The sequence below is a fragment of the Phenylobacterium sp. genome, from assembly GCF_046590535.1.
Lineage (GTDB): Bacteria > Pseudomonadota > Alphaproteobacteria > Caulobacterales > Caulobacteraceae > Phenylobacterium.
In genome coordinates, this window is record NZ_JBKJTG010000081.1 from 1 (window position 1) to 11542 (window position 11542).

13 protein-coding genes are annotated in these 11542 nt (G+C 70.5%); 5 read left to right on the top strand and 8 right to left on the bottom strand.

The annotated features are described in order from the left end of the window. Positions 1-580 (bottom strand): carboxyl transferase domain-containing protein (locus ACLL81_RS04855; protein ID WP_411287215.1); only part of this gene is annotated, 580 nt, incomplete at its 3' end. Positions 581-923: 343 nt separating this feature from the next. Between ACLL81_RS04855 and ACLL81_RS04860 the strand changes: the two genes are divergently transcribed. From ACLL81_RS04860 to glcF, 3 genes are read left to right on the top strand one after another with little or no spacing between them, the layout of a single operon-like run. Next, positions 924-2411, top strand: a complete 1488-nt coding sequence (locus tag ACLL81_RS04860) for an FAD-linked oxidase C-terminal domain-containing protein (protein WP_411287216.1) — start codon at positions 924-926, stop codon at positions 2409-2411. Continuing rightward, the gene (glcE, locus tag ACLL81_RS04865; RefSeq protein WP_411287217.1) at positions 2411-3583 is read left to right on the top strand and encodes a glycolate oxidase subunit GlcE; all 1173 of its coding nucleotides are present in this window, start codon (positions 2411-2413) and stop codon (positions 3581-3583) included. Before ACLL81_RS04860 ends, glcE begins: the two co-directional genes overlap by 1 nt. After that, the gene (glcF, locus tag ACLL81_RS04870) at positions 3580-4857 is read left to right on the top strand and encodes a glycolate oxidase subunit GlcF (RefSeq protein ID WP_411287218.1); all 1278 of its coding nucleotides are present in this window, start codon (positions 3580-3582) and stop codon (positions 4855-4857) included. The genes glcE and glcF overlap by 4 nt, the downstream gene beginning before the upstream one ends. Positions 4858-5013: 156 nt before the next feature. Here the strand turns inward: glcF and ACLL81_RS04875 are convergent, their stop codons facing one another. The 7 genes from ACLL81_RS04875 to ACLL81_RS04905 all read right to left on the bottom strand — a co-directional run bounded on the left by ACLL81_RS04875 (position 5014) and on the right by ACLL81_RS04905 (position 10061). Next, complete coding sequence (locus ACLL81_RS04875) at positions 5014-5688, bottom strand: hypothetical protein (RefSeq protein ID WP_411287219.1); 675 nt, start codon at positions 5686-5688, stop codon at positions 5014-5016. Positions 5689-5770: 82 nt separating this feature from the next. Next, positions 5771-6850 carry an NADH:flavin oxidoreductase gene (locus ACLL81_RS04880; protein ID WP_411287220.1) on the bottom strand — a complete coding sequence of 360 codons (1080 nt, stop codon included), beginning with the start codon at positions 6848-6850 and terminating at the stop codon, positions 5771-5773. A 125-nt stretch (positions 6851-6975) separates the two neighbouring features. Next, positions 6976-7437 (bottom strand): hypothetical protein, encoded by a 462-nt coding sequence (locus ACLL81_RS04885; RefSeq protein ID WP_411287221.1) that lies wholly within the window; start codon positions 7435-7437, stop codon positions 6976-6978. A gap of 68 nt (positions 7438-7505) precedes the next feature. Then, positions 7506-8330, bottom strand: a complete 825-nt coding sequence (locus ACLL81_RS04890) for a CAP domain-containing protein (protein ID WP_411287222.1) — start codon at positions 8328-8330, stop codon at positions 7506-7508. A gap of 57 nt (positions 8331-8387) precedes the next feature. Next, on the bottom strand, positions 8388-8951 hold the full coding sequence (locus ACLL81_RS04895; protein WP_411287223.1) for a demethoxyubiquinone hydroxylase family protein: 564 nt from the start codon (positions 8949-8951) through the stop codon (positions 8388-8390). Next, positions 8948-9454, bottom strand: coding sequence for a disulfide bond formation protein B (locus tag ACLL81_RS04900; RefSeq protein WP_411287224.1), 507 nt, complete (start codon positions 9452-9454; stop codon positions 8948-8950). The genes ACLL81_RS04895 and ACLL81_RS04900 overlap by 4 nt, the downstream gene beginning before the upstream one ends. A gap of 28 nt (positions 9455-9482) precedes the next feature. Next, positions 9483-10061, bottom strand: coding sequence for a YqaA family protein (locus ACLL81_RS04905; RefSeq protein WP_411287225.1), 579 nt, complete (start codon positions 10059-10061; stop codon positions 9483-9485). 131 nt (positions 10062-10192) lie between these two features. On the opposite strand from ACLL81_RS04905, the gene hppD reads away from it, so the two are divergent. Continuing rightward, positions 10193-11293, top strand: coding sequence for a 4-hydroxyphenylpyruvate dioxygenase (hppD, locus tag ACLL81_RS04910; RefSeq protein WP_411287226.1), 1101 nt, complete (start codon positions 10193-10195; stop codon positions 11291-11293). After that, positions 11294-11542 (top strand): isoaspartyl peptidase/L-asparaginase (locus ACLL81_RS04915; protein ID WP_411287227.1); only part of this gene is annotated, 249 nt, incomplete at its 3' end.

An 11542-nucleotide genomic window follows, 5' to 3' on the forward strand; every position in this document is an offset into this window, starting at 1 on the left:
AGGCGCCGCCGGCGGTGCACGACCCCATCACCGAGGCGATCTGCGGAATCCGTTCCGCCGACATGCGCGCCTGGTTGAAGAAGATGCGGCCGAAGTGGTCGCGGTCGGGAAACACCTCGGCCTGATGCGGCAGGTTCGCCCCGCCGGAGTCCACCAGATAGACGCAGGGCAGGCGGTTCTGCAGGGCGATCTCCTGCGCCCGCAGGTGCTTCTTCACCGTCATCGGGAAATAGGCGCCTCCCTTCACCGTGGCGTCGTTGGCCACGATCATGACTTCGCGACCGGAGACCCGGCCGATGCCGGTGATCACCCCGGCGCCGGGCGCCTCGTCGCCGTAGAGGCCGTTGGCAGCCAGCGCCCCCACTTCCAGGAACGGCGAGCCGGGGTCCAGCAGCCGCATGACCCGGTCGCGCGGCAACAGCTTGCCCCGGGCTTCGTGGCGCTGGCGGCTCGCCTCCGGGCCCCCCAGGGCGGCCTTGCCGGCCCGCTCGCGCAGCTCCTGCGCCAGCCGGCGGTTGACCTCGGCGTTGGCCGCGAACCCGGCGGAGGCAGGGTCGAGGGCGGTGGCGATCTTCCTCATCCGGGCGCGTTCTCGCTTCTGGGGCGTGCAGGCCTAGAGCGCTTTCCGCCGAAGTGGCCACCGGTTGGGCGTCAGAAAGCGCGACAACACAAAGACCTGGAGCGCCGCTCCGAGTCTATCGGAGCGAATAGCGCTCTAGGCCGTCTTTTCGAGGATGAGGTCAAGTTCCGCAATCATCGCCTCGCGCATGGCGAACTTCCGCACCTTGCCCGTGACGGTGGTGGAAAAGCCTTCCACGAAACGGATGTGCGGCGACGCCGACGTGGCGCGGCGGGTTCAGGCGGTCGGTCGTGAGCCGCGCTAAGCGCTGGAGCGCCCGGCCAAACTGGGGTTAGTGACAGGCATGAGGATGCCTGCGCCCGACCCCGCGCTGATCGCCCGCAAGGACGAGATCGTGCGGGCCCTGAAGGCCATCGTGCCGGGGGAGGGCGTGGTCAGCGCGCCCGAGGGCCTGGTCCCTTTCGAGTCTGATGGCCTGTCCGCCTATCGTCAGACGCCCATCGCCGTGGTCCTGCCGCAGACCACCGCCCAGGTGGCCGACATCCTGCGCTGGTGCGGTGCAAACGGAGTGAAGGTGGTGCCGCGCGGCGCCGGAACGTCCCTGTCCGGCGGGGCCCTGCCGCTCACTGACGGGATCGTGCTGGGACTGTCGAAATTCAACCGCATCCTCGAGGTGGACTACGAGAACCGCTGCGCCGTGGTGCAGCCCGGCGTCACCAACCTGGCCATCACCGAGGCGGTGCAGGCCGACGGCTTCTATTACGCCCCCGACCCCTCCAGCCAGATCGCCTGCACCATCGGCGGCAACGTGGCGGAGAACTCCGGCGGGGTGCACTGCCTGAAGTACGGCCTGACCACCAACAACCTGCTGGGCTGCGAGATCGTGCTGATGAGCGGCGAGGTGGTCCGCCTCGGCGGCCGTGGCCACGACGCCGCCGGCTACGATCTCCTGGGCGTGGTCACCGGTTCGGAGGGGCTCCTGGGCGTGATCACCGAGGTGACAGTGCGCATCCTGCCAAAGCCGGAGGCGGCCCAGGCCCTGCTGCTGGGCTTTCCCTCGGTGGAGGCGGCCGGCGCCTGCGTGGGCGACATCATCGCCGCCGGCGTCATCCCGGCCGGCCTGGAGATGATGGACCAGCCGGCTATCCGCGCCGCCGAGGCGTTCGTCGGCGCGGGCTATCCCGTGGACGCCCAGGCGCTGCTGATCGTCGAACTGGACGGCCCCCTGGCCGAGTGCGGCGAGCTCTCCGCGCAGGTGGAGGCTCTGGCCCTTGCCCGGGGCGCGGACTTCGTGCGGGTGTCGCGCGACGAGGCGGAGCGACTGGTCTTCTGGGCCGGACGCAAGGCGGCCTTCCCGGCGGTGGGGCGGATCGCGCCCGACTACTACTGCATGGACGGCACCATCCCGCGTCGCCAGTTGCCCGCTGTGCTCACCCGCATCTACGAGATGTCCGCCAGCTACGGCCTGGGCGTGGCCAACGTCTTCCACGCCGGCGACGGCAATCTGCACCCCCTGATCCTTTACGACGCCGACCAGCCGGGCGAGCTTGAGACCGCCGAGGCTTTTGGCGCTGAGATCCTCAAGCTCTGCGTGTCGGTGGGCGGCGTGCTCACCGGCGAGCACGGGGTTGGCGTCGAGAAGCGCGACCTCATGGGTGAGATGTTCACCGAGACCGACCTCGCCTGCCAGCAGCGGGTGAAGTGCGCCTTCGACCCCGACCTGCTGCTCAACCCCGGCAAGGTGTTCCCAACCCTGCATCGCTGCGCCGAGCTTGGCCGGGTGCATGTGCACGCCGGGCGCACCGCCTTCCCAGACCTGCCGCGGTTCTGATGCTGGACGCCACGGCCTGTATCGACACCCCGACGTCGGCGGACGAGGTGCAAAAGCTGGTGGCGGAGGCCGCCGCCGAGGGCCGCCGGCTGGAAATCGTCGGCGGCGGGACCAAGCGCGGGATCGGTGGACCGGTGCGCGCCGACGCGGTCCTGTCGTTGGCTGGCCTCGACAAGCTGGTGGACTACGCGCCAGAGGAACTGGTGCTCACCGCCCAGCCCGGCATCAGGCTTGCCGACCTGGAACGCCTGGTGGCCGCGGAAGGCCAGATGCTGCCGTTCGAGCCGCCGCATCTGGGCGGCCTCTTGGGGGAACCTGGTGAGGCGACCCTGGGCGGGACGCTGGCGGCCAACCTCTCCGGCCCGCGGCGGGTGCGGGCGGGCGCCGCCCGTGATCACCTGCTCGGCTTCGAGGCGGTCAATGGCCGCGGCGAGCGCTTCAAGGCGGGCGGCAAGGTGGTGAAGAACGTCACCGGCTATGATCTCTCCAAGCTGATGTGCGGCTCCTGGGGGACCTTGGCGGTGATGACCGAGGTGACCATCAAGGTGTTGCCCGCGCCGCGCACCGAGATGACCCTGCTGTTCTTCGGCCTCGACGACCGCCGGGCCGCCCAGGCCATGGGCCGGGCGCTGAACTCGGCCTGCGAGGTCTCCGGCGCAGCACACCTGCCCACCTCTGCGGCCCAGCGTCCGCCCCTGGGCGCCGATCTGGCGGTGACGGCGATCCGGCTGGAAGGGTTCGAGGCCTCCGTGGCGTCTCGCCTGCAGGCTCTGGTGCGCCTGTTGCAGGGCCTCGGCGCGATCCAGCAGCTCAACGCCGCCCACAGCGCGGAGTTCTGGGCCCAGGTGCGTGAGGTGGACGCCTTCGCCGCCGACCCGCGGCCGCTATGGCGTCTCTCCCTGCCTCCGGCCAATGGCTGGCAGGTCCCCGGCGTCATCGTCGGCGACATCATCCAGGACTGGGGCGGCGGCTTGGTCTGGCTGCTCAGCGACGCAGAGCCGCAGTCCCTGCGCGCCGCCGTCCGCGCCCTGGGCGGCCACGCCACGCTCTATCGCGGCGACGGCCCGGCCTTCGAGCCCCTGACCGGTCCGTTGGCGGCGCTCACCGCAAGGGTGAAGGCCGCCTTCGATCCGCTGGACATCCTCAACCCTGGCCGCATGGTCCCCGCATGAGGACCGCCTTTACCCCCGAGCAACTGGCCGAACCCGAGACCGCCGCCAGCCAGGCCAACATCCGAAAGTGCGTGCACTGCGGGTTCTGCACCGCCACCTGCCCGACCTATGTGTTGCTGGGCGACGAACGCGACAGCCCGCGGGGCCGCATCGAGCTGATCCGCGCCATGCTGGAGGACGGCGGCGCGCCCACCAAGGCCACCGTCACCCACATCGACCGCTGTCTCTCCTGCCTGGCCTGCAACACCACCTGCCCATCCGGGGTCGACTACGGCCAGCTCATCGGCCACGCCCGCGGGCACATCGAGACCCACTACAAACGTCCGTGGACGGAACGAACCCTGCGCGCCCTGATCCCGGCGGTGTTGACGCGACCCCGGCGGCTGGCGGCGGCGCTCATCGCGGGGCGGCTGGCGCGCCCCCTGGAGCCCCTGTTCCGGGCTCTGCGCCTGGGTCCCCTGGCGGCCCTGCTGCGGCTGACGCCTTCGTCCACCGGACCAGCGCTGGACCGCGCGCGCCTGTTCCAGGCGCAGGGGGAAAGGCGCGGCCGCGTCGCCCTGCTACAGGGTTGCGTCGAGCCGGCCCTGGCGCCCCAGGTCCGCGCCGCGGCGATCCGGCTGATCACCCGGGCCGGGTTCGACGTGGTGCTGGCCGACGGCGAGGGTTGCTGCGGGGCGCTCTCGGAGCACCTGGGCCGCACCGACGAGGCCCGCGGCTTCGCCCGGGCGAACATCGAAGCCTGGGCGCAGGCGGGAGAGCTCGACGCCATCGTCACCACAGCGGCCGGCTGCGGCACGACCCTGAAGGGTTACGGCCACCTGCTGGGGGAGGACGGCGCGCCCGCGGCGGCCCTGGCCCGCGACATCCTGGAGTTTGTCGCCGAGATCGGCCTGCCGCCGGTGACCCAGAAGACCCGGCTCAGCGTCGCCTACCACGCCCCCTGTTCGCTGCAGCATGGCCAGCAGATCAAGACCACGCCGCCCGCCCTGCTGGCGCAGGCCGGCTTCGAGGTCCGCCACGTGCCGGAGGGCCACCTCTGCTGCGGCTCCGCCGGGGCCTACAACATCCTGCAGCCTGACCTGGCCTCGCAGCTGCGGGACCGCAAGGTCGCCAATATCGAGAAGGTCGCAGCCCACGTGGTCAGCGCCGGCAATGTCGGCTGCATGGCCCAGCTGGCGCCGGCCCTGAGCGCCCCGGTGGTGCATCCCGTGGAACTGCTGGACTGGGCGACCGGCGGGCCGCTCCCCGACGCCATCGCCTGGCGACCGTCCTAGCCGCGGCCGACGCCGTGCGGATCGCCACCCTCAACATCAACAATGGGGTGCGCCGGCTACCCAACAGGGGAGGAGCGGCCCGCTCCTCAGCCGTGAAACGGGGGAGGGGGACCGCGAAGCGGTGGAGGGGGCGCGCCAGCTCAACCGTCGAACGCTCTAGAAGCGCCGGGTGACGCCCACCTGGGCGATGGGGAAGTAGCGGAAGCCCTTGGCGTCGTCGCGGATCTCCGCCTCCTCCTGGCGCAGGCGCGCCTGGAAGGTCGCGTCCGAGGACAGCAACCCGCCGGTGGAGGTCAGGCTGACATCAGGCGCCTTGGAAAAGGCCAAGCCCACCAGGGCGCGGAACCCCCAGGCCCCGCCGCCGGAGAAGGTGTTGTCGAAGCCCAGGCCCGCGAACGGCTGCACGTTGGAAAGCTTCACCTCGCCGTTGAAACGGCCGACCTGCGCCGGCGTGAAGCTGACGCCGCCGATGTTCACGGGGCCGGCCGGGGTCGCCGACAGGTCGAACTTGCGCTCGCCCAGATAGGCGCCGCCAGAGACCAGGAAGGCGCCGCCCAGCGGATGCCAGTCGGCGAACAGGCCGGCGGTCCTGGCCTTGAGGTCCGCTTGGTAGTCCACGTCGCCATAGGTCTCGTCGCGGTCAAAGCTCAGGACGTCGGCGCCGCCGCGCACCACGAAATTGTCGGAGAGCTGCAGCTGGACCTCGGCGCCCAGTCCCGGCGTGCCGAGATTGAGGCCCACGGCCACAGGCCCGGTCTGGGCGTGGGCTGTCGCCAGCGGCGCGGCGGCCAAGGCACAGGTCAGCGCGAGCAATCGCAGGGATCGGGTCAAGGGAAGGCCTCTGTGGGGTGATGCTGACCCTCTAACCACCCTGACCCGCGCCACCGTGCAAGGCGCGACGGCGCCGCAGGGCTCAGGCGGCCTCCACAAAGCCCGGCCAATTGTTCATGTACTCCACGAACTTGGGGCTCAGCCCCTCCTGGCGCAGGTAGTCGCGGCTCACCGGCAGGGGGGTGGGCTCGAAACCGCGGTCGCGGGCCCGCTTGGGGAAGTCGTGGTGCAGGATGGCCGCGCGCCCGATCAGCACATAGTCGGCGCCCGCCGCCAGCATCTCCGCGGCGATGGCCGGCGAGGTGACCTTGCCGGCCACCCCCAGCCGCACCTCGCCGCGCTCAAGTTCGGTGAAGTAGGACATCAGCGAGCGACCCTTGAACGCCTCGTCCACCGGCTCCTTGGCCACGTTCCAGAGCGACATGTCCAGGTAGTCGATGCGGCCCTGGCGCAGCACCTCGCGGGCGACGTCGCGGATCTCCGGCAACTCCAGGCCGAACCGCTCGGGCGAGAGCCGCAGGCCGATCTGGAAGTCTGCCCGCAGGCGGGTGCGCACCCCGTCGATGATCTCGAAGACGATCCGCGCGCGGTTCTCCACCGAGCCGCCATAGCGGTCCTCGCGCCGGTTGATGGCGGGTGACAGGAACTGGGCCAGCACATAGCCGTGGGCGCCGTGCACCTCGACCCCGTCGAACCCGGCCTGCTCGGCGCGGACGGCGGCGGCCACGAAGTCCTCCACCAGTTGCTCGACCTCCGCGGTGGTCAGCGCCCGGGCGCCGGTCTCCGGATCGTCGGAGGGGCAGACCGGCTCCGGGACCAGGTCCGTGGGCGAACGGTTTCCGGCGTGGTGCATCTGCAGGGCGGCCACGCTGCCCGCCGCCTTGATCGCCGTGGCCAGCCGCGTCAGGCCTTCCAGGTGGTCGTCTGAGAACACGCCCAGCTGTCCGGGGAACCCCTGGCCCTGGCGTTGCACATGACTGGCGCAGGTCATGGTCAGGCCGAAGCCGCCCTGGGCCCGCAGCGTCAGCCAGTGGAACTCCTCTTCCGAGAGCCGGCCGTCGGGATGGCTCTGCAGGTTGGTCAGCGGCGCCAGCATGAAGCGGTTCTTCATGGCCGGGCCGTGGGCGAAGGTCAGGGGATCGAACAGGTCGGGGGTCGCCAAGACGGATACTCCTAGAGCGTGACAGCCGAAAGTGGATACCGGTTTCGGCGCCCGTCACGCTCTAAACTTTGGAAGATAGACCCTTTTTATCCGGCTCAAGTGATTCCACTTGATCCGGAAAGGGTCTAGGGCTGCTTCCACAGCGAGTTGGCGGGGCGCGGAATGTACTTCGCGTGGCAGGCGTAACAGGCGTTGTAGACCTCGCCGCCGGCCTCGAAGACCTTGTCCTCGTCCTTGGCCCGCGCCGCGGCCATGCCCAGCGCCCCGGCGTCGGCCAGTTGCTGAGAGAACCGCTGCCACTCAGGGTCCGCCGGCCCCTGTCCGGGGGTCTTGAGGATCACCCCGCCTTCCAGCACCACGGCCGCGGCGTTGACCAGCGCGTCCCAGGCCGCGTCGGTGGTCGGCGCCCGCTCCTCGACGCCGTCCTCGGTGGTCACCGAGCCGGACCCCTTCCAGAACGTCTCAGCCGCCGGATTGACCACGTGCTTCATCACCTCTTTCACCGTCAGCATCGGCGCCATCGGCTGGGAGGTGGCGGGCCAGGCCGCGGCGAGAACCAGGGCGGCGAGCAGCGGGGCAGGGCGCAAGGGCGGACTCCGGGACGGACGGGAGGAACAGGCGCTCACCTTAGCGGTATCGCGGGCGGCGCGAAGCCTCAGCTCCAGACGAAGATCGGGCCGCCGATCAGCTCATAGCTGCGGGCGTCCAGCCGGCGGCGTACATTGAGCTGGTAGACGCCGCTGCGGCGCTCGCTCGCCGCGTCGTCCTCGGCCCCGCGCGGGCCGGCCCCGGCGCCCTGCGGCGCGCCCACGCCGCCACGCAGGTTGGCGGGCAGCCCCTGCAGCGTCCGCCAGATCGTCGCCGGGTCGCTGAGCCGGAAGGGCAGGGGCTCGGCCAGCGCCGCCGCCGGATGGGCGTAGAGACCCACCAGATAGGTCCTGTCCTCGGCCCGCACGATCCCGAAGCCGGCGTGGGTGTGCTTGGGGCTTAGCAGGTTCTCCCAGTGCTTCGGACTGCGGCGCCAAAGGGTCATCAGCTGTTGCGGCGTGGTCGCCTGCGACGCGCGGCGATAGGCGATGTTCTCGCTGGCCGATCCGATCATCCGGCGCTCCACCAGCCACAGGCGGTGGCTGGGGTCGAAGCCCTCCGGCGACAGGTGCTCCACATAGCGGCGCGAGGCCAGGTCCGCCGCGTGCGCCCGCGCGGTCTCCGCCAGGCCGGGGTGCCAGACACAGGCGCCGGCCCTGGCCCGGGCGCGCACGGAGTTGGTCAGCGTCAGGATCTCACGCGCCGCCGGGTCGTCGAACGCTTCGCCCGCGGCGTCGGCCAGCCGGGCGCGCAGCCGGGTTTCATAGCGGGTCCAGTCGGCTAGGCTGAACGGCTTGTCCGCCGCACCGGCCGGGGTCGCCGCCAGCGCGCCAAGGCCAGCCGCCAGCACGGCGCGGCGATGCGGTCGATGAAGGCTGGATGGTGTGGTCACGCGGGGCTCCGATGGGCGTCCACTGAAACGCCCCGGCGCGCCCCGGGTCAACGCGGCCTAGAGCTTCTCGCTGATCTTGATAGCCGCCCGGCAACCGGTGCGGATCACCGCCGACAGCAGACCGTAGGCCGGCGCGTCGCGGGCGCCTTCCTCGCGGGCGAGGTCGCGGTGGGCCAGCTCCTCTTCCCTGAACCGGGCGAGCTCGGCGGCCAGCTCCGGCTCGCGCTCGGCCAGTTCAGCGACCTGGCCGGCGTAGTGTTCCTCGATCACCGTCTCCACCGCCTCGGTGCAGGCATGCGCCGCCTTGTCGCCCATCAGCGCCGTGCCTGCGCCCAGCGCGAAGCCGGCCAGGCGCCACAGGGGCGTCAGAGCGGTGGGCCGCACCTGGCGCTCGGTGAGCAGGCGGTCGAAGCGGGCCAGGTGCACGGCCTCATGGGCCTCCATCTCGGCGAGTTGGCCGGCGATGCGCGCGTTGCCGGGCGCGTCGCCGAACACCGCCCGCTGGCCGCGATAGATTGAGACCGCGCCCAGCTCGCCGGCGTGGTCGACCCGCAGGATCTCCGCCAGTCGGGCGGCGGTGGCGCCGCGGCCTGGACGCGGCGGGATCGGCTTTTCGGTCATCGCCGACCTCGTTCGCGCCGCGCGGCCGCGACGCTGAGCGCGGCCAGGACCAGGGAGATCAAAGCGTTCCAGCCGGCCATGGACAGGCCCGCCAACACCCACGGCGCCTCGTCGCAGCGCACCGCCTTGACCGGCTCGCCCTTCATGAAGTCAGCCAGGGCGCCCGCGTCCACGCTCCCCGATCCGCCCCCGCAGGCCGTGGGCCCGGGCCAGAACTTCCACTCGGCCCCGGCGTGATAGGCCGCCACGCCCACGCCGGCCAGGAACACTAGGCCCAGCAACCAGCAAGAGGCCTCCCGCCAGCGCGCGCCGCCTCGCAGGCGTATGAGAACCACGAAGCCCGCCGCCAGGGCGAGAGCCACCCAATAGACTTCCCGCTGACGCAGGCACAGCAGGCACGGCGCCAGGCCTCCGAAGGTCTCGAAGGCATGGGCGGTGGCCAGCATCAGGGCGGAGGCGACCAGCGCGCAGAGCCGCCAGCGGTCGAGGACGGGGTTCAGCATCAGGGGCGATATGACCTCAAAAGCTCGCTCAGCCCAAGACCTTCACGGCCACCACGATGGCGATCAGGGCGGCGATGCCCAGCAGGGCATATAGCGTCATCCGCCGCTCCACCTCGGCCAGGATCGCCGGGCCGAAGTACTTCAGCACCCCGGCCACCAGGAAGAACCGTGCGCCGCGGGTCACCACCGAGGCCCAGATGAAGGTGAACAGGTCGAAGTGGGCCAGGCCCGCGGTGATGGTCACCAGCTTGTAGGGGATCGGCGTCAGGCCCTTCACCAGGATGATCCCCAGGCCGTACTGGGCGAACCAGGCCTCGAACTCCTTCTGCCCCTCCGGGTGGCCAAACAGGGCGAGGATCTGCAGGGCCACCGGCTCCAGGAACACCCCGATCGCGTAGCCCAGCACCCCGCCCAGCACCGACGCTGCGGTGCAGATGGCGGCGTAGCGGAACGCCTTGTCGGGCCTGGCCAGCACCATCGGCCCCAGCATCACGTCGGGGGGGATCGGGAAGAACGAGCTTTCCGCAAAGGAGACCACAGCCAGAGCGGCTGGCGCCCGCCTGGAGCCGGCCAGCGCCAGCACCCAATCGTAGATTCGTCGAAGCATGTGCGATCCTGGGGGAGGTTCGGGCGTTCCGCTAGCAGGGCCCGCGGCGGTTGTCTTTCGTGACGTCGCCGGCGGCTACCGTGATTTCGTTTCAGATGATACCATCTCCGCAGGACAGGAGACTTCACCCCATGACCGTTCAGGCTGAGACGCAGGGCCGCGATCTCTTCGAGAACCCCCTCGGCACCGACGGCTTCGAGTTCGTCGAGTTCACCGCGCCGGAGCCGGAGCGGCTTAAGGGGCTGTTCGAGCTGATGGGCTTCACCGCGGTTTCCAGGCACCGGTCGAAAAACGTGCTGCGCTTCCGTCAGGGCGACATCAACTTCCTGCTCAACATGGAGCCCTCCGGCCAGCCGGCGGCGTTCCGCGAAATCCACGGCCCCTCGGCCAACGCCATGGCCTTCCGCGTCAAGGACGCCGCCAAGGCCCTGAAGCTCGCTGTCGAGCGCGGCGCCAAGGCCGTGCAGGGCCCGGTCGGTCCCATGGAACTGAACATCCCGGCCATCGAGGGGATCGGCGGCTCGAACCTCTATCTGGTGGACCGCTACGGCGCCCACGAGATCTACGACGTCGACTTCCTGCCTATTGAAGGCGCCGCCAAGGCGGCTCCGGCCAATTCGATGGGCCTCACCTACCTCGACCACCTCACCCACAATGTGTTCCGCGGCAACATGGCCAAGTGGGCCGGCTTCTACGAGGCGATCTTCAACTTCCGGGAGATCCGCTACTTCGACATCGAAGGCGCCCAGACGGGCCTGTTCTCCAAGGCCATGACCAGCCCCTGCGGCAAGATCCGCATCCCGCTGAACGAGAGCCAGGACGAGCACTCGCAGATCGAGGAGTTCCTGCGCGACTACCACGGCGAGGGCATCCAGCACGTGGCGCTGGGGACCGGGGACATCTTCAACTCGGTGGAGGCCATGCGCGAGCGCGGCGTGAAGTTCCAGGAAAGCCCGGACACCTACTACGAGCAGCTCGACGCCCGCGTCCCCGGCCACGGCGAAAACCTGCAGCGCTTGCAGGCCGACAAGATCCTGCTCGACGGCGCCCCCACCGAGGGCCAGGGCCTGCTGCTGCAGATCTTCACCGAGAACATGATCGGCCCGATCTTCTTCGAGCTGATCCAGCGCAAGGGCAACGAGGGCTTCGGCGAGGGCAACTTCAAGGCGCTGTTTGAGTCCATCGAACTCGACCAGGTACGCCGGGGCGTGCTGCCGGCCAAGGAGGGCTGATTGCCGCGCAGGTGGGCCATCGTCGTGCATGGCGGGGCGGGCGTGATCGATCGCGCCCACCTCAAGCCTGAGCAGGAGGCCGCCTATCGCGCCGCCCTGGCCCGGGTCACCCAGGCCGGCGAGAATGTGCTGAAGGCCGGCGGCTTGGCGCTGGACGCCTGCGAGACCACCGTCCGCCTGCTGGAGGACGACCCCCTGTTCAACGCCGGCCGCGGCGCGGTCTTCACTGCCGAAGGCCGCAACGAGCTG